This is a genomic window from Bacillus sp. CBEL-1, assembly GCF_004348885.1.
Taxonomy (GTDB): domain Bacteria; phylum Bacillota; class Bacilli; order Bacillales; family Bacillaceae_H; genus Priestia; species Priestia aryabhattai_A.
In genome coordinates this window covers 1,538,628-1,556,690 of the sequence record NZ_SBIM01000013.1, presented here as the reverse complement: position 1 = coordinate 1,556,690, position 18,063 = coordinate 1,538,628, and the positions used below count along the sequence as shown (strand labels likewise).

Annotated in this window: 18 protein-coding genes; 16 read left to right on the top strand and 2 right to left on the bottom strand. The window is 38.9% G+C overall.

Annotated features, from left to right (window positions below; translation table 11 throughout):
- Nucleotides 1-135: 135 nt before the first annotated feature.
- From nadB to yajC, 13 genes are all read left to right on the top strand, one after another.
- A complete protein-coding gene (gene nadB, locus EPL02_RS17925; protein WP_131888338.1) occupies nt 136-1,671 on the top strand; it encodes an L-aspartate oxidase in 1,536 nt (511 codons plus the stop codon).
- Between the two features lie 35 nt (nt 1,672-1,706).
- Nucleotides 1,707-2,558: a carboxylating nicotinate-nucleotide diphosphorylase gene (gene nadC / locus EPL02_RS17920; protein ID WP_131888337.1), complete on the top strand. Its 852-nt coding sequence runs from the start codon at nt 1,707-1,709 to the stop codon at nt 2,556-2,558.
- A complete protein-coding gene (gene nadA / locus EPL02_RS17915) occupies nt 2,545-3,645 on the top strand; it encodes a quinolinate synthase NadA (protein ID WP_131888336.1) in 1,101 nt (366 codons plus the stop codon). The genes nadC and nadA overlap by 14 nt, the downstream gene beginning before the upstream one ends.
- A 209-nt stretch (nt 3,646-3,854) precedes the next feature.
- Complete coding sequence (safA, locus tag EPL02_RS17910; protein WP_131888335.1) at nt 3,855-5,132, top strand: SafA/ExsA family spore coat assembly protein; 1,278 nt, start codon at nt 3,855-3,857, stop codon at nt 5,130-5,132.
- Nucleotides 5,133-5,196: 64 nt separating this feature from the next.
- Nucleotides 5,197-6,096: a phosphotransferase gene (locus EPL02_RS17905; protein ID WP_131888334.1), complete on the top strand. Its 900-nt coding sequence runs from the start codon at nt 5,197-5,199 to the stop codon at nt 6,094-6,096.
- A gap of 97 nt (nt 6,097-6,193) precedes the next feature.
- Nucleotides 6,194-6,919, top strand: a complete 726-nt coding sequence (locus tag EPL02_RS17900; protein WP_247600448.1) for a YhcN/YlaJ family sporulation lipoprotein — start codon at nt 6,194-6,196, stop codon at nt 6,917-6,919.
- A 289-nt stretch (nt 6,920-7,208) separates the two neighbouring features.
- Complete coding sequence (locus EPL02_RS17895) at nt 7,209-7,715, top strand: BofC C-terminal domain-containing protein (protein ID WP_094911754.1); 507 nt, start codon at nt 7,209-7,211, stop codon at nt 7,713-7,715.
- Between the two features lie 268 nt (nt 7,716-7,983).
- A complete protein-coding gene (gene ruvA, locus EPL02_RS17890) occupies nt 7,984-8,592 on the top strand; it encodes a Holliday junction branch migration protein RuvA (protein WP_131888333.1) in 609 nt (202 codons plus the stop codon).
- A gap of 19 nt (nt 8,593-8,611) precedes the next feature.
- Nucleotides 8,612-9,613: a Holliday junction branch migration DNA helicase RuvB gene (gene ruvB, locus EPL02_RS17885; protein ID WP_094911750.1), complete on the top strand. Its 1,002-nt coding sequence runs from the start codon at nt 8,612-8,614 to the stop codon at nt 9,611-9,613.
- Entirely contained in the window at nt 9,610-9,810 is a 201-nt protein-coding gene (locus EPL02_RS17880; protein ID WP_094911749.1) for a DUF2905 domain-containing protein, read from the top strand. The genes ruvB and EPL02_RS17880 overlap by 4 nt, the downstream gene beginning before the upstream one ends.
- Before the next feature lie 27 nt (nt 9,811-9,837).
- Entirely contained in the window at nt 9,838-10,866 is a 1,029-nt protein-coding gene (gene queA / locus EPL02_RS17875; protein ID WP_094911748.1) for a tRNA preQ1(34) S-adenosylmethionine ribosyltransferase-isomerase QueA, read from the top strand.
- A 23-nt stretch (nt 10,867-10,889) separates the two neighbouring features.
- Entirely contained in the window at nt 10,890-12,029 is a 1,140-nt protein-coding gene (gene tgt / locus EPL02_RS17870) for a tRNA guanosine(34) transglycosylase Tgt (RefSeq protein ID WP_094911747.1), read from the top strand.
- A gap of 71 nt (nt 12,030-12,100) precedes the next feature.
- Nucleotides 12,101-12,364 carry a preprotein translocase subunit YajC gene (gene yajC / locus EPL02_RS17865; protein WP_025908505.1) on the top strand — a complete coding sequence of 88 codons (264 nt, stop codon included), beginning with the start codon at nt 12,101-12,103 and terminating at the stop codon, nt 12,362-12,364.
- A 36-nt stretch (nt 12,365-12,400) separates the two neighbouring features.
- On the opposite strand, the gene EPL02_RS17860 is transcribed toward yajC, so the two are convergent.
- Nucleotides 12,401-12,784: a TIGR04086 family membrane protein gene (locus tag EPL02_RS17860; protein ID WP_094910904.1), complete on the bottom strand. Its 384-nt coding sequence runs from the start codon at nt 12,782-12,784 to the stop codon at nt 12,401-12,403.
- Nucleotides 12,785-12,927: 143 nt separating this feature from the next.
- On the opposite strand from EPL02_RS17860, the gene EPL02_RS17855 reads away from it, so the two are divergent.
- Nucleotides 12,928-13,587, top strand: coding sequence for a DUF421 domain-containing protein (locus EPL02_RS17855; protein WP_094910903.1), 660 nt, complete (start codon nt 12,928-12,930; stop codon nt 13,585-13,587).
- 28 nt (nt 13,588-13,615) lie between these two features.
- On the opposite strand, the gene spoVB is transcribed toward EPL02_RS17855, so the two are convergent.
- Nucleotides 13,616-15,166 (bottom strand): stage V sporulation protein B, encoded by a 1,551-nt coding sequence (spoVB, locus tag EPL02_RS17850; RefSeq protein ID WP_131888332.1) that lies wholly within the window; start codon nt 15,164-15,166, stop codon nt 13,616-13,618.
- Nucleotides 15,167-15,311: 145 nt separating this feature from the next.
- Between spoVB and EPL02_RS17845 the strand changes: the two genes are divergently transcribed.
- Together EPL02_RS17845 and secDF are read left to right on the top strand one after the other, a co-directional pair.
- Nucleotides 15,312-15,605: a post-transcriptional regulator gene (locus EPL02_RS17845; protein ID WP_131888331.1), complete on the top strand. Its 294-nt coding sequence runs from the start codon at nt 15,312-15,314 to the stop codon at nt 15,603-15,605.
- Between the two features lie 114 nt (nt 15,606-15,719).
- Complete coding sequence (gene secDF, locus EPL02_RS17840; RefSeq protein WP_094910900.1) at nt 15,720-17,954, top strand: protein translocase subunit SecDF; 2,235 nt, start codon at nt 15,720-15,722, stop codon at nt 17,952-17,954.
- The last annotated feature ends 109 nt before the right edge of the window (nt 17,955-18,063 follow it).

Genomic DNA, 18,063 nt, shown 5'->3' with positions numbered 1-18,063 from the left:
CTTTCCCTCTTTTCTTAAAAATAAAAAATATCTTGTCTTTTATTTAATAATATGTAAATATAGGTGTCAAGACACATGTAAAGTTAATGTCTTATTTTTTGTTTTGAAAATGAACAGAAGTATAAGAGGTGAAGCATGCATAAGACGGACGTATTAATTATTGGGAGTGGATTGGCAGCTTTAGCTACGGCTTATGCTTTGTATCCATATAAAAAAGTCACGATGGTAACAAAGGGGCGTATAGAAGAAAACAATTCTATATTGGCACAGGGAGGAATTGCAGCGGCAGTAGGAAACCATGATGGCTGGCAAGAGCATGCTTATGATACGTTAGCAGCTGGAAGTAGCCACTGCATTGAAGAAACCGTACATATATTGGCTAAAGAAGGTGTTAGCTGCGTACGGGACTTTATCGCTGATGGAATGAAGTTTGATCAGTTGAAAAATGGAGATTTTCATTTTGGTCGAGAAGGAGCTCATCGATTAAATCGAATCTTGCATGCAGGAGGAGATAAAACGGGTGCCTTGCTATTTTCATTTTTAAAGAAGCGAGTATTACCTCATGTTGATATCATAGAGCATCAAGTCATTCAGAAGCTAATTTGTGACGACAGAGGCTGCATTGGAGCCATTGGAGAAGGAAGCAGAGGACAGATGCAAGCGTATTTGGCAGAGCACGTTGTAGTGGCTACTGGCGGAATCGGCGGTTTGTATCAGTATACATCCAATCATATTCATGCCACTGGAGAAGGGGTGATGCTGGCTTATGATGCAGGAGCAGAACTTGAAGATTTAGAATTTATTCAGTTTCACCCTACGCTATTGCGAAAGGGGAATCATGCAGTTGGATTGGTATCAGAGGCTGTGCGTGGTGAAGGTGGTGTGCTCGTAACTGAAGATGGAGAGTACTTCATGAAAGGAATTCAGCCGTTTGAAGACCTATCTTCACGAGATATTGTAGCCAGAGCAGTTTTTGAACAAATGCAAAGAGGAAAAGACGTCTTTTTAGATATTAGCGAGGTAGAAAAGTTTAATGAGCGCTTTCCAACAATAAAAGCTCTTTGTCAAAAAGCAAATATTGACCTTTCCCAAAAACGAATACCAGTCATACCGGGAGCCCACTTTTTGATGGGGGGAATAAAGGTTAACGAGCATGGAGAAACGACTATTCCTTATCTTTATGCTGTAGGAGAAGTAGCTTGTACAGGGGTGCATGGTGCAAATCGTTTAGCAAGCAACTCGTTGTTAGAGTGTATCGTATTTGGTAGACGAGTAGGGGAGCATATCCTATCAACAGAAAGTCGTCAAGTCATAGACTATAAAGCAGACGAGCAAGTTTCAAGGTTTGAGGAATCTTTCACTATGAACCAAGTAGATATTCAAGCGGTTATGATGCAGCACGTAGGGATAATTAGAAATGCAGCTGGTCTACAGGAGGCAATAAATTGGTTTGAACATGAGCTGAATTTGTTAAGGCTTAAAGTCGTAACTTCATATTCAAAGCAACAAAGACAGCGAATGGCAATGCTAAAGCTTGGAAAGCTTATAGCATCTTCAGCGATAAATCGATGTGAAAGCAGAGGCGCTCACTATCGATCTGATTTCCCATATAAGGAACATAGTTGGGAGAAACAAAAGATTATTCATTCTTTAGAGGGTGTACTGGCTTAAATATGCATAATTAATGACAGAAAAGAGGGGATTTTGTGAATGCATTAAAGATTAAAACACTACTTCATCAATTTTTCATTGAAGATATTGGAGATCAAGATTTGACGAGTGAAGCCATTTTTTCACGTCACGAAACGGGATATGCTGAAATTGTTGCTAAGCAAAGTGGGATCTTTGTGGGTGATAGTATTATTGCAGAAGGCTTTTACCTAATAAATCAACAAGCGGAAGTTCAGCTTTATAAAAGAGACGGGGAACATGTTAAAGCTGGGGATATCATTGCAAAGGTTCATGGACCGATCCAAGCAATTTTAACAGGAGAGCGCGTTATTTTAAATCTTATTCAACGCATGAGTGGTATTGCAACAATGACTTTCCAAGCGAGAAAAATGATGGAAGGTACGCACACACAGATTTGTGATACGCGTAAAACGACGCCTGGACTTCGAGGGTTAGAGAAGTATGCTGTTCGCATGGGAGGCGGAGTAAATCATCGGTTTGGCCTATACGACGGAGTCATGTTAAAAGACAATCATATTGCGTATGCAGGTTCTATTAAAAAAGCTGTTTTAAAAGTGAAAGAATCTGTTGGACCAATGGTAAAGATAGAAGTTGAGATAGAGACCCTTGAACAGCTAAAAGAAGCGGTGGAAGCAGATGTAGATGTTATTATGTTTGATAACTGCCGTCCACAAACAATTAAGGAATGGATTTCCCTTGTACCAAATCACATCATGACAGAAGCTTCTGGTGGGATGACGTTAAATAACATAGCTTCATATAAAGACACGGGTGTAGATTATATTTCCTTAGGAGCTCTAACCCACTCTGTGCAGTCGCTTGATATTAGTTTAAACGTGGAGGAAATGAACCATGAACTTGTTTGAAACATTAAAGACTCAGACACTACCCCTTGAATATTCAACGATGTCAGATGAAGAGATGAAAAAAAGAATTAGAGTCATTAAGCAAAGGCTTGGTGATCAGCTTTACATATTAGGGCATCATTATCAAAAGGACGAAGTTTATGAGTTTGCAGATGCGGTAGGAGATTCCTTGCAGCTATCTCAAATGGCCGCAGCAAATAAAAAAGCTGCTTACATCGTATTCTGTGGTGTTCATTTTATGGCCGAAACGGCGGATATTCTAACAACGAGTAATCAACGAGTTGTATTACCTGATATGAGAGCAGGATGTTCTATGGCTGATATGGCCGACATTCAACAAACTGAAAAAGCATGGCCGATTTTGCAATCTCTGTTTGGAGACACAATTGTACCGCTTACGTATGTTAATTCTACTGCGGCGATTAAGGCATTTGTTGGTAAATATCATGGTGCAACCGTGACGTCATCTAATGCAAAAGAAGTGGTTCAGTGGGCGTTTACTAAAAAGCAGCGTATTTTATTTTTACCAGATCAGCATTTAGGGAGAAATACAGCTTATGAACTAGGTGTACCTCTTGCTGAAATGGCTATTTGGGATCCAATTGAAAATGAGCTCGTTTTTGATGGTGACATAGAAAACGTAAAAATCATCCTGTGGAAGGGACACTGCTCTGTTCATGAAAATTTCACGGTGAAAAATATTGAATATGTACGTAAAACGCATCCAAACATGAATATTATCGTTCATCCAGAGTGTACGCATGATGTTGTACAGCAGTCTGACTATGCTGGTTCAACCAAATATATTATTGATACGATTAAACAAGCACCAGCGGGGTCAGAGTGGGCAATTGGAACGGAAATGAACTTGGTTAACAGACTGATTCATACTCATGAGGATAAGAAAGTTATTTCATTAAATCCTTATATGTGTCCATGTTTAACAATGAATCGTATTGACCTTCCACACTTGCTTTGGTCTTTAGAAATGATTGATAAGGGAATGCCAATTAATGAGATTAAAGTGGAGTCTGAAGTAGCTGTGCTGGCTCAAAAAGCACTTAACAACATGCTTGCAATGACTTAAAGATACGAAAATAAATGAGAATTGAAAAACAAGCATAAAAAAGATCCTTTCACATACATTTGTGGTGATGGATCTTTTTTTTTATAAAAAAATCCAAACTTTTAAGCATCAAGAATAAAATACTTGTTCAAGGCATATGTTGTGATGAACAAACAGAACTTGCTTTGATTCCGCACATATAGATGAAATATACTCGACTCGGGAGGGGAATGACGTTGAAAATCCATATTGTCCAAAAAGGGGATACCCTTTGGAAAATCGCTCAAAAATATGGCGCAAACTTTGAAGAGCTTAAAAAAATGAACTCACAATTAAGCAATCCAGACATGATTATGCCTGGAATGAAAATTAAAGTACCAACTGGCGGAGTACCTGTGACGAATGAAGGTAACTCATTAGGGATTAAAGAAATGCCTAAAGTCCAGCACCCATATAGTGACCAATCAACGAAAGCTTATCCGGTAACTGAAATAGATAGTGAACCATCGCCAACTCCGAGCATGCAACCAATGAAAAAAGAGATGCCAATTGCTCCGCCACCAAAAAAGGAAGCACCAGTAGCGCCGGTAGCACCAGTAGCGCCAAAGAAAGAAATGCCGAAAAAAGAAGCACCAAAGAAAGAAGTGCCAAAGAAAGAAATGCCGAAAAAAGAAGCACCGAAAAAAGAAATGCCTAAAATGCCAAAGCTTCCAAAGATTCAGCCAATCGCTCCTGAAATTGACATTAATAATTACTATACGTTAAACATGGCGATGCAACAGCCGAAAAAAGAAGAACCAAAAGTAGAAGCGGTTGTAGAGTCGCCTGAAAGTCCAGAGATGGAAAGTATAGAAGCACCAGTTCAACAGCCTTGTTATCCAATTGTACCAATTTCTCCAGTCATGCCTGGATGTGGATTTCATTATATGCCGTGTTACCCACCACCAATGCCGCCAGCATACCCAGCATATCCACAGCAATGGCAGATGCCGCAGGTACAAGGAGAAATGGAATCAGCAGAATCAATGGAAAACAACCAAATGGTAGCTGGCCAAATGCAGTATCCAAATGCGCCAATGCATGCTGCGAATGCGCCATTTTATCCAGTGATGAATCCGTATATGCCATGTGGTCCTGTTCAATGCTCGCCTTGTCCACCACCTTGGGGATACCAGCAACCAGCGTATCCAATGTATCCATCGATGCCTCAGGTACAGGGGGAAATGATGGAATCTCCAGAGATGGAAAACAATAGTGTAATGGGCATGCAGATGCCATATCAGCCACCGCAAGAAGACTGCGGATGTGGATCTCCTCAGCCCATGCCATACGGACATCAACAGATGCCATACGGATATCAACAGATGCCATATGGGTACCAAGATCAGCGCTTGGCACCTTATCCAGACCCGTATGGACCCCCATTTGGTATGATAGGGGCACCTCCATATCCAGCAGTTGATCCAAATTTATTTAATATACCTGATTATGAAGAAGATGAAGATTAATAACGGCAGAGGCGATGACTCTATACATCGCCTCTTTTTTTATTTAGTAGAAAAAGGAGTTCACGTGAAGCAATACTATATAAAAAAGCCACATGTCCTTTATCTACACACGAATCAAGGGATGAAAATAATAAAGAAGTATCGTTATGAAGGCACAATCAATCGTACGTTTCAATTTATTCAAGCACTTAACGAGTACGGATTTAACGCTGCCGTTAATTTTGAACCATTTCCAAATGGAGAGTTTGTAATTAAAGCGAGAGAAGGTGTTTGGGGAATTATGCCTTACCTCCAAACAAAGTCATTAACTTCGTATGAACAATCAAATCATCGAAAGGGAGTTATTGAGCTACTACATTCTTATCATAAAGCTGCATCATTTGCGTGGTATGATGTAAAAGACATATTTCCAACGTATGAACTTACTTATGTTTGGCAAAAGCGACTTGCTCGTTTTATTCATCACAAAAAACTTATTGAGTCCATCATTGGAAAAAGAACGTATAAAGTTATTGAAGATTTATGCCAAAACAGCTTAATTGCTATGCACAAGTACGAAAGCGAAGAGCAAAAGCATCCGCAAACAATCATCCATGGGGATACGGCTTCTCATAATTTTTTAAGGGGAATTAACAACGAGTATTATTTAATCGATTTTGATTGTGCAGCTCAATCTACACTTTTTACAGATTATATTCAATTAGCTCAGCGTTTTTTATTACAGGAAAACTTTTCAATTGAAAAGTTACTAAAGGAAAGAGGAATGACACATCTTTTCGATTCGCCTTATGTTATTGCTGCCCTGTGCTTTCCAGCTATGATTTTGTTACCTTGGTACACGCGTTTAACAAACATATCCTCCTCATATAGAGAGCTTATTCAGCTAAAAAAATGGACTGAAAAGCAGGTTATAAAAGCTGAGTTAACAAATAGGGAGATATTGCGTATATTCCCTAATATCTAAAGAGTTTACCGCTAACTGACAGCATAAATTATGCTCAACTTTAAGACCCTAATGATGAGTCCGCTATAAGGTGGCTCATTTAAAGGGGGAGTTTCGATTGAACAAGTATATTATTTCATCATTAGCAGCAGGTTGTATGTTTGGTTTAACGGCTTGTACAAGTGATCAGGGCATGGAACAGCGTTATAACGACAATACTGAACCTGTTGGTTACTATACAAGTGAAAACGAAAATGAGCATCGTCTTGATCAAGGAAAAGGTCCTGTAACTGATATGTTAGATGGTGACGACGAAAACAACAATAGACGAACGGCTCCGTTAAACGTAACGGATGGGCGTTACGATAGCCCAACTAATTCGTATCAAAATCCATCTACAAATAAAAATGGTTTTTATAGCAATGCTAACATCGGTGATAGTGACATGAATTATCACGGTCATCTCAATGGTAGAAATAACCTCACGCAAACAAATACAAATGCTTATCCAGCAGATTTAACTGAGAAAGTAGCAGACAAAGCAGCTGGTGTAAACGGCGTGAAAGACTGTAGAGCAGTAGTTGATGATAACCGCATGTTAGTAGCTGTCGATCCATCTAACAGCAATGTAAACGAAGAAGAGCTTAAAAAGGCTGTACAAAAAGAAGTGAAGCCTTTAGCGAAAAAGTATGACCTTCAAGTTGAAGTAGATAACGGAATGTTCAATAGCGTACGTAATGTTGATAATGACATTCGTAACGGTGTAGATAATGGAATTATTCGTACAAACATCAACAGTTTGTATGAATCCATTGATGAGAATGTTAATCGTAAAAACCGCTAAGTAAAAAAGAACTGGGACTAAGTATTCCAGCTAACGAGATATCCGAACGACCGGGAGCTAACTCACCATCGTTCGGATCTTTTTTTGCTTGCAAACCGAGTTGAAAAGCTAAATCTTGTAGAAGAGCCCTGACTTTCCTTTGAGAATGGCTTATTTAGTTTTATCATAGCTTCTCTTTGTGTATTTAAGGAAATGGATAAAAAAAGAAAGAAAGGAAAAGATATAAATAGAAATTCTTCTTTCAGTCATCTTTATGAAGTGACAAATTACATGTGTGAGGTGATGATGGATGAAACGAACCATTCATCAAATAATCATTGTATGTACCATCAGCAGCTTTTTAGTAAGCTTAGCTGGAGTAGTGGAAGCTAAGCGCCCGATGACTATTTTCTTGGAGCGTACGTATGTAGATGGAGTTATTAGTCAAGAGGTCGTAAATTCCCCGTACATGACAAAAGAAGAAGTAGTAAATGCTTATTCTACGTGGAGAGTAATTAAAGCATCAAACGAAGAGGTGGTACTGAGAAAGGCGGTTGACGATATTTCTCCAATGCTTAAAGAAAATGGCTACGTTGGCTTATCAGTTAATGGAGTATTATCTACGTTTGAAGGGAAACCTGTAAATTCTACAAATATTATTCAATCTTTCTTTCAGATTGATGTAGAAAAATTAGAGAGTTATCAAGAAGAGCGGCTAAAAGACGGGATTCGTGTTCAAACGAAAGATGACTATGTATCCTTGATGAATTTTTATAAAATGTACGAGCTTAATTCGCGGCCTACTTCTATCAAGTAGCCGCTTTTTGTTATGTTCTAACCAGCAGTAAGAACTTGAAAGCAGATTTCTTTTTATTTCTACGTCAAATTCCTTCTATTCACTTTTAGGGTTGTGTTAAAATAATAGTCAGCGCTATACGTTCGACAGAGTATGAACAGAAATTATGGAATTAAAACTATCATGGCTTCTTAGTTGGAAGATAGATGAATGAACTGGGCAGTGTTCTCTACTTGATGATAACAAGGAGGGTAGACTGCCTTCGTTCATGTGAGAGGGAGAGAGTTAGTTGATTGATTATATCAGAGGTGTGATTACATATATTAATCCAGAGTACGTTGTCATAGAAAATCAAGGAATGGGCTATCAGGTATTTACACCAAATCCTTATGTATTTTCTGTTGATAATGAAGAGAAAATTATTTATACGTATCAATATGTGCGAGAGGATATCTTAGCACTGTACGGCTTTCATTCTCGTGAACAAAAAGAACTATTTATGAAATTAATTAGCGTGTCAGGTATTGGACCAAAAGGTGCGTTGGCGATTCTAGCATCAGGTAACCCTTCTCAAGTGGTGCAGGCTATTGAAGAGGAAAATGAAAAGTTTTTAGTAAAGTTTCCGGGAGTAGGAAAAAAAACAGCTCGTCAAATGATTTTGGACTTGAAAGGAAAGCTTCATGACATCGTACCGGATGCAGTGCCATCACTATTTGCTGATATGGACGAACAAGAAGTTAAATCACAAAGCTCAGAAGCTTTAGATGAGGCTATTGAGGCACTAAAAGTCCTTGGATATGCAGAGCGAGAGATTAACAAGGTAGTTCCAGCCTTAATGCAGCAGTCGATGACGACGGATCAATATATTAAGGAAGCATTGAAGCGTTTGCTTAAGTAACGAATGAAGGAGGAATATGATGGACGATCGTATTGTGACAGGCGATGCACTTAGCGAAGAAGAAGTGTTAGAGCAAAGTCTTAGACCTCAATTTCTACAACAGTATATTGGTCAGCATAAAGTAAAGAGTCACTTAGATATCTTTATTAAAGCCGCTAAAATGCGAAGTGAAACGTTGGATCATGTACTGCTATATGGGCCTCCTGGCTTAGGAAAAACAACGTTGGCGACCATTATTGCCAATGAGATGGGCGTGCAAATTCGCACAACTTCAGGTCCAGCCATTGAACGTCCTGGAGATTTAGCTGCTGTACTAACAAGCTTAGAGCCAGGCGATGTGTTATTTATTGATGAAATTCATCGTCTTAATCGATCGGTTGAAGAGGTCCTTTATCCTGCAATGGAGGATTTTTGTCTAGATATTGTGATTGGGAAAGGCCCGAGTGCTCGCTCCGTACGGTTAGATTTGCCTCCCTTTACGCTTGTGGGAGCGACAACGAGAGCTGGTTTGCTTTCATCACCACTGCGAGATCGGTTTGGGGTTTTAAGCCGCTTGGAATATTACCAAGAAGAAGACTTAGCATCTATCGTAGAGCGTACAGCTTCTATCTTAAATGTAGGCATTGATACGCAAGCTACGCATGAAATTGCCAGGCGGGCTCGTGGGACCCCAAGGATTGCTAATCGTCTTTTAAGACGCGTTCGTGATTTTGCACAGGTAAAAGGTGATGGTGAAATTACCGTTCAACTTGCTACAGAAGCTTTAGAGATGCTGCAAGTTGACCGTTTAGGTTTGGATCATATTGACCATAAATTATTAAGAGGGATTATTGAAAAATTTCGTGGAGGTCCAGTTGGATTAGATACAATTTCTGCTACCATTGGCGAAGAATCACACACAATTGAAGATGTATATGAACCATACTTACTTCAAATTGGCTTCTTACAAAGAACGCCTAGGGGACGCATCGTGACGTCTCTTGTGTATGATCATTTCCAAATGGAGGTGCCAGAGAAGTGAACGAGCTCCCTAAATTAATAATGATTATGGGCGGTATTTTACTATTGGTCGGTTTTTTGCTACAATTTATCGGCAAACTTCCTGGTGATATTTTAATTAAAAAAGGAAATACAACCTTTTATTTTCCAATCGTGACTTCGATTATTATTAGCGTTTTATTGTCGCTTATTTTCTTTTTTATTGGTCGATTTAAATAATTATTTTAGTAGGAACAGGTGAATGAAATGAAAGTAGATTTGTTTGATTTCCATTTACCAGAGGAATTGATTGCACAAACGCCTCTTGAAAAGCGTGATGCATCAAGACTTATGGTAGTAAACAAAGAAACAGGTGAAGTACGTCATCATATGTTTCATGACCTTCTTGATTATTTACAAGAAGGTGATTGTCTTGTATTGAACGATACGCGTGTGTTACCAGCCCGTTTATTTGGAACAAAAGAAGATACGGGAGCTAATATTGAAGTTCTGCTTTTAAAACAAACAGAAGGTGACATGTGGGAAACGCTTGTAAAGCCTGCAAAGCGCGTTAAAGAAGGAACTATTATCTCGTTTGGGGATGGCCGCTTAACAGCCGTTTGTAAAGGTGTAAGTAATCAGGGGGGGAGACTGCTTGAATTCCAGTATGACGGAATCTTCTATGAAGTATTGGAACAGCTTGGTGAGATGCCGCTGCCACCTTATATCAAAGAACGCCTTGATGACCGTGAACGCTATCAAACTGTGTTCGCACGTGAACAAGGTTCAGCTGCAGCACCAACAGCAGGACTTCATTTCACGGAAGAAATGCTGGAAGAAATTAAAGCAAAAGGTGTGCATATTGCCTTTTTGACGCTGCACGTTGGCCTAGGAACATTCAGACCCGTCAGCGTAGATGATTTAGAAGAGCATGATATGCATGCGGAATACTATCAAGTGAGTGAAGAAACAGCTTCATTGTTGAATTCAGTACGTAAACAAGGTGGGCGAATTATTTCTGTTGGGACCACGTCTACACGTACGCTTGAAACAATTGCAACTGAACACGATGGTGTGTTTAAAGCTTCATCGGGCTGGACGAGCATCTTTATTTTCCCTGGATACGAATTTAAAGCGATTGATGGTATGATTACAAATTTCCATTTGCCGAAGTCAACCCTTATTATGCTTGTTAGCGCGTTAGCTGGACGTGAGCATATCATCGGCGCATATGAAACAGCGGTAAAAGAAAAGTATCGATTCTTTAGTTTTGGCGATGCCATGCTAATCTTGTAATTTAACATGAAAGGAATACACTAATGACAGCTATTCGTTATGAACATATTAAAACATGTAAGCAAACCGGAGCACGCCTTGGTATTGTGCATACCCCGCACGGATCTTTTGAAACGCCGATTTTTATGCCAGTCGGTACGCTTGCTACAGTAAAAACAATGTCTCCTGAAGACTTAAAAGCAATGGGAGCAGGAATTATTTTAAGCAACACGTATCACCTTTGGCTACGTCCAGGTCATGAAATTGTGAAAAAAGCTGGTGGACTTCATAAGTTTATGAACTGGGATCGTCCTATTTTAACAGATTCAGGTGGTTTCCAAGTATTTAGTCTAAGCGATCTTCGACGTATTGAAGAAGAAGGCGTGCATTTCCGCAATCACTTAAATGGTGACAAGCTATTCTTATCACCTGAAGGAGCAATGGAAATTCAAAATGCACTTGGTTCAGATATCATGATGGCATTTGATGAATGTCCACCGTATCCTGCTGAATATGATTACTTAAAACGTTCAGTGGAGCGTACAAGCCGCTGGGCTGAACGCTGCTTAAAAGCTCATAGTCGTCCGCAAGACCAAGGGTTATTTGGTATTGTGCAGGGTGGAGAATTTGAAGACTTACGCCGTCAAAGTGCTTCTGACTTGGTTTCTATGGACTTCCCGGGTTATGCTGTAGGTGGGCTATCTGTTGGAGAGCCAAAAGACGTTATGAATCGCGTGCTTGAATTTACAACGCCTTATCTGCCAGCGGACAAGCCTCGTTATCTAATGGGAGTGGGTTCACCAGATTCATTAATCGATGGTGCTATCCGAGGAATTGATATGTTTGACTGTGTGCTACCAACACGTATTGCACGTAATGGTACATTAATGACGAGTGAAGGGCGTTTAGTTGTAAAAAATGCCAAATATGCAGAAGACTTTGGCCCAATCGATCCAAACTGTGATTGCTATACGTGTAAAAATTATTCAAGAGCGTATATTCGTCATTTAATTCGTTCTAATGAAACGTTTGGAATTCGATTAACATCTTACCATAACTTATATTTTCTGCTAAACTTAATGGAGCAAGTCCGTGAAGCTATTCGCGAAGATCGCTTAGGCGATTTCCGTGATGAATTCTTTGATAAATATGGATTTAACGGACCAAATGCAAAAAATTTCTAGGTCATTACAGGAGTTTTTCATTTGAATATGAATAATTACCTGTTGATAAATTGATTAAAGGAGGAGATTTTGTGGAAATTTTCCAAGCAATATGGCCATTACTTTTAATGTTCGCCATCTTTTATTTCTTATTAATTCGTCCACAGCAAAAGCGTCAAAAAGCTGTACAGCAAATGCAGTCTGAGCTGAAGAAAGGTGATAAAGTCATCACAATCGGTGGAATGCACGCTTTAGTTGAGGCAATCGATGAGGGAACAGTTATTGTGAAAACAACAGACGGTTCTAAAATGGTATTTGACCGTGCTGCGATTCGTGAAATCCGTAGCGAAGCATAATATAGAAAAAGCTCCTACATTACTGTAGGAGCTTTTTTATGCTGTTTTAGAACCTGATAAGTTGACTCCAATCACACCACCAAGCATAGCTACTAGTAAAAAGCCACCATGGAATAGGAGCTGCTGAGCCGAAAAGAGCTCGTTATATCCAAGAAACTGTAGCATAAGCATAAGAACAGAGTAGATAAGACCCGTTGCTCCACCAATCATCCAACCCTTTGAGCCACTTTTTCCACCTGACATAAACCCGCCAATAAAGACTGCCAAAAAGGACAAAATAGCAATCCACAGTTGCAAAGCCTGCTCAGTAACAGACGAAAACTTTAACAAAAGTGCTAACAAAAGGCTGATGATAAAACCAATAATAAAGATAATCATTACGCCAAAAAAGATAGCGCTGCTCATTCTTTTTGCTTCCATTACGAAAACCCCCTTATATGTCAAACTCCACCCTTAGTACGAGCATATTCACAAAATGGAAGAAATAGACGCAAAAAAGTTCGTCTATTTTCCTTTGTTTAAACGAAAACTAGTCAGGAATGTCAAAGTACGGAGGTTTTTATATGGAGATCGTAACAATGGTATTTCGTACTATTTTGTTGTATCTTATCGTATTAGTCATCTTTAGGCTAATGGGGAAGCGTGAAATCGGTGAGCTCAGTATTTTAGACCTTGTCGTATTTATCATGCTAGCAGAGCTAGCGGTGATGGCAATTGAGAATACAAATGATCCATTGCATCATAGCTTAGTGCCGATGGTTACTTTACTGGTAATTCAGATTGGGTTAGCGCTTTGGTCACTTAAAAGTAATCGCATGCGCAATTTCTTAGACGGTCAGCCGACGGTGATTATTCAAAATGGCGAAATTCGTGAAAGGGAAATGCAAAAGCAACGCTATAACTTTAATGATTTACTCATGCAGCTTCGCGATAAAAATGTGAAGGATATTGCTGACGTTGAATTTGCTATTTTAGAACCTTCTGGCAAGCTATCCGTTTTTGAAAAAAAGAATAACACTGCTTCTTCTGGAAAAGAAAGCCTAAATTTACCTTACATTATTGATGGTGTAGTTCAAGAAGAGCATTTGGCACTGGATAACCGTACAAAGCTATGGCTTCGCCAAGAGTTAAAAAAGCTAGGTTATGAAGAAATAAAGAATATTTCATATTGCACCTACAATAATGGAACCTTTTTTGTGGATAAAGTAGATGAACCGAAATAAAGAAGATGAGCGTAGTTGCTCATCTTCTTTATTTCTTTTTAAATAGCCGTAAAATTGAAAAACGGTGAAGTTCTTCTTTCGTAACAAGCTTGAATAGCAATAAAAGAATAACGTATAAAAGGCTCGTAACTGCTATGGAGACCAACGTTTGTAGTACAAGTGGAAGGTTGGAGAATAAGTGTGTAAAGGCATACTGTCCAACCCATCCAGCAGCTAACATGACGATAAAGCTTTTTACATAATCCATGATTTGTAGTTTATACATAATTTGTTTCATAACAGTTGATAAATGAAGAAGAGTAACGAGCATAGTGCCAACTACAATAGAAAGTCCGGCACCCATAATACCAAGAGTAGGTTGAGAAGCTAACAAGAAAATCAGTGCAGTCTTCACAGCTGCACCAATGAAGCTGTTAATCATTGCAGCTTTGGCTAGGTCTAAAGCTTGTAAGGCGGCCTGTAGGGGTCCTTGAAAGTAAGAAAAAATAAAAAATGGTGCCATTACTTTAACAAAAATAGCTGCTTTATCTGATCCATACATCAATTCCATTACAGGGTTGGCAAATACGTATAATATAACAACGGCAAGTCCACCTGTTATAAAGGAAAGGCGCAATGCTTGATGAAGTCTATACTGAATTTGTTTCATCTGATTCTTTGCATAAGATTCACTGATAGCTGGGACTAGTGCTGTTGAAAGAGAAACGGTAATAAAGGACGGTAACATTAATAATGGAAGTGCAAAGCCTGTTAGTTCGCCGTACTGTTGAGTAGCGATGGTGGTTGCTACGCCGGCAATTGCCAAGCTTTTGGCTACAACAATTGGCTCTAAAAACCAAGAAACTGAACCAATCATACGACTTCCTGTAGTGGGAACAGCAATGCGCATTAAATCATAAAAGGTATCTTTGCCATCACGCAGGGATTGAAAAAAGTTACGCCGGACAGTTAACTTCTTTTTTCGCTTAAACATATAGAACATATAAAATAAAGATGCTAATTCTCCAAATACAGAAGAGAGCATAGCGCCAGCAGCGGCGTATTCAATTCCATAAGGTAAGAACGCCTTTGTGCATACAGCGATTAAAGTGATACGAACGACTTGTTCAATGACCTGCGAATAAGCAGCGGGTTTCATTTGTTGAAGGCCTTGAAAATAGCCGCGGATAACCGATGAAATAGCGATAATTGGAATGACAGGAATAATCGCTAATAGTGGATATAAGGTACGCTCATCTGTAAAAAAGGTTTTTGCAATAATAGGAGCGAATACTATTAAACTGAGCGTAAATATAAAACTCAACGTACACGTAATGCTTAAAGAAACAACCAGAATTTTTTTGATTTTGCGTTTGTCACCAAGCGCTTGTGCTTCAGCAACAAGCTTTGAAATAGCAACAGGTAATCCTAACTGAGTTAACGTAATAACGAGTACAAGAGTTGGAACAGCCATCATGTAAAGACCGACACCTTCGTTTCCGATCATTCTTGCAATAACAACGCGGTTAATAAATCCCAGAACTCTTGTAATCAATCCAGCTATAATTAAAATAATAGTACCTTGCAAAAATTTAGACATAGATCCTCACTGCCTTCTTGGACAAATTATAATTGACGTAATCCAATATATGCAGGGGATGTGTCCAAGCATGACAAGGAATCAAAGAAATAACAGAGAGCTTGCTTATATATTTTGCATGTGTGTGAAAAAAGGAGCCGTGAACATGAACTCGATAATATCAGATGAGCAAAAAGCTATCATTCAACCGGTAATTGAGAGTAAGTTAGAAGAATTTCATTTAATTGGTTACGAAGACGTAACGGAAGTGGAGCTGTGGGCGTATTTGAACCAAAAGAAGTGGAAAAAGCGTCAAGAATTTTCGTTGCATCAGGTTGTCAGTGACGTGTTGACTGTTAAGATTACTGATGTAATGAGCTATGTAACAATTGAATCTTATAAATCCAATATGTTCGAAACTGTTAGTGACAATGAGGATTGGAAAGAATTATTAAAGTAATGCAAATTTTATGGTTCGTCATTTGACAGACCCCCTAGTTATCGAAGATAATTAAGTTGGTATTTTACAGCGATTAGCTCATGTGTTTTACATAAGAAGGAGGATTTCTTATCGATGGTTAAAAGAGGACGTATCGTTACCTTTTTCCTCTTAGTACTTTTAATATTTGGTACAATCGGAACAACGGTTACAGGTATTGCGAAAGATATTAAGCTTGGCCTCGATCTTCAAGGTGGGTTTGAGATTTTATATGATGTAAAACCTGCTAAGAAGGGCGATGTCATCGACAACAGTGCACTTAAAAGCACAGTTGAAGCGTTGAATCAGCGTGTGAATGTGCTCGGTGTAAGCGAGCCTAGTATTCAAATTGAAGGAGATAATCGCATTCGCGTACAGCTTGCTGGTGTTACCGATCAGTCACAAGCTCGTGAGCTATTATCAACTGAAGCAAATTTAACCTTCCGTGATGTAAATGACAATATATTGATGGATGGTTCTGATCTTGCTCAAAATGGTGCCAAGCAGTCGTTTGATGAAAACAATCAGCCGAGTGTTTCGTTAAAGCTAAAAGACGCTGATAAGTTTAAAGAAGTAACAAAAAAAGTGCTAGATATGGCACCGAACAACTTATTGGTTATTTGGTTAGACTTTGAGGAAGGAAAAGATTCTTATAAGGCAGAAGCAGCTAAGCAAGATCCTAAGTTTTTATCCGCTGCAACTGTGAATCAAGTTTTCTCTCAAAAAGAAGTATCGATTACAGGTGGCAACTTTACAGTTAAAAGTGCTACAGAACTATCAGAGCTATTAAATGCAGGCTCTTTGCCAGTTAAATTAGATGAGATTTATTCAACGTCTGTCGGTGCTCAGTTTGGTGAAAAAGCTCTTGATATGACTGTTTTTGCAGGAGCGATTGGAATTGCTGCAATCTTTATTTTTATGATTGCATTCTATCGCTTACCAGGTATTATTGCAGTTATTACGCTGAGTTTTTATTTGTATTTAAACCTTTTAGTGTTTGACCTTATGCACGTTGTGCTTACGCTTCCAGGTATTGCTGCACTTATTCTTGGAGTAGGTATGGCAGTGGATGCTAATATCATTACATACGAGCGAATTAAAGATGAATTAAGAACAGGTCGTTCCGTTATGTCTGCTTTTAAAGCGGGGAATCGCCGTTCCATTGCAACAATTTTTGATGCAAACTTAACAACAATGTTAGCTGCTGTGGTGCTGTTTATCTATGGAACAAGTTCTGTTCAAGGATTTGCGACAACGTTAATGATTGGAATTGTACTAAGCTTTGTGACGGCTGTGTATGGAACAAGATTGCTATTGGCACTTCTTATTAACAGCCGCTGGTTAAATAAAAAGCCTCATTTGTTTGGTGTGAAAAAATCTGAAATTCATGATTTAAGCAAAGACGATGGGCAAACGGTTTTACCAACTGCTTGGGACCGTTTTGACTTTGTTAAAAACCGCAAGCGCTTCTTCGCTTTCTCTAGCGCACTTGTAATTGCAGGAATTGTTGCTGTTCTAGTATTCAAGCTGAACCTAGGAATTGATTTTGCAAGTGGAACCCGAGTAGAAGTGGCAAGTGATAAAGCTTTAACTCAAGAGCAGGTAGAAAAGGACATGTCTTCAATTGGATTAGACTCAGACGATGTGATTATCACAGGTGATGATAAAAAGACGGGAGTTGCCAGCTTTGTAGGTGTACTTTCACAAAAAGAAATTGCTGATTTAAAGGATTACTTCGGCGAAAAGTATGGCTCAGAACCTAACGTAAGTACGGTTTCTCCGACTGTCGGAAAAGAGCTAGCACGAAATGCAATGATTGCTGTATTAATTGCTTCCATTGGAATTATTATTTATGTAGGGTTCCGATTTGAGCTGTACATGGGATTAGCAGCTATTGTAGCTTTACTACATGATGCCTTTTTCATCATTGCGTTCTTTAGCTTGACTCGTCTTGAAGTTGATTTGACATTTATAGCCGCAATTTTAACAATCGTTGGTTACTCAATAAATGATACGATTGTAACGTTTGACCGCATTCGAGAGAACATGAAGAAGTTTAAATCAAAAACGTTTGAAGATTTAAAGTTTATCGTGAACTTAAGTTTGCGTGAGACGCTAACTCGATCTTTAAATACGATTATTACGGTTACCCTTGCTGTAGTAGCGTTATTACTATTTGGAAGTGACTCAATTTTAAACTTCTCTATCGCTTTACTAATAGGATTAATTGCAGGTACGTACTCATCGATTTTCATTGCCGCTCAGCTGTGGCTTGTGTGGAAAGGAAAACAGCTAGAACGTAAGAAAGTTGTTGAAAACGAAACGGAATAAATTAATGAAAAAGTGCACGGAATAACCCGTGCACTTTTTCTGTGTCTTCTCTTTCAATTCATATCATAAGCTTAGTAGCAAAAGAGAATTTTGGGAACGCTAATGAATA

Coding starts and splice junctions, on each gene's coding strand:
- nadB (WP_131888338.1), top strand. CDS start 136: ATGCATAAGACGGACGTATTAATTATTGGGAGTGGATTGGCAGCTTTA.
- nadA (WP_131888336.1), top strand. CDS start 2,545: ATGAACTTGTTTGAAACATTAAAGACTCAGACACTACCCCTTGAATAT.
- safA (WP_131888335.1), top strand. CDS start 3,855: ATGACGTTGAAAATCCATATTGTCCAAAAAGGGGATACCCTTTGGAAA.
- EPL02_RS17895 (WP_094911754.1), top strand. CDS start 7,209: ATGAAACGAACCATTCATCAAATAATCATTGTATGTACCATCAGCAGC.
- ruvB (WP_094911750.1), top strand. CDS start 8,612: ATGGACGATCGTATTGTGACAGGCGATGCACTTAGCGAAGAAGAAGTG.
- queA (WP_094911748.1), top strand. CDS start 9,838: ATGAAAGTAGATTTGTTTGATTTCCATTTACCAGAGGAATTGATTGCA.
- tgt (WP_094911747.1), top strand. CDS start 10,890: ATGACAGCTATTCGTTATGAACATATTAAAACATGTAAGCAAACCGGA.
- EPL02_RS17860 (WP_094910904.1), bottom strand. CDS start 12,784: ATGGAAGCAAAAAGAATGAGCAGCGCTATCTTTTTTGGCGTAATGATT.
- EPL02_RS17855 (WP_094910903.1), top strand. CDS start 12,928: ATGGAGATCGTAACAATGGTATTTCGTACTATTTTGTTGTATCTTATC.
- spoVB (WP_131888332.1), bottom strand. CDS start 15,166: ATGTCTAAATTTTTGCAAGGTACTATTATTTTAATTATAGCTGGATTG.
- EPL02_RS17845 (WP_131888331.1), top strand. CDS start 15,312: ATGAACTCGATAATATCAGATGAGCAAAAAGCTATCATTCAACCGGTA.
- secDF (WP_094910900.1), top strand. CDS start 15,720: ATGGTTAAAAGAGGACGTATCGTTACCTTTTTCCTCTTAGTACTTTTA.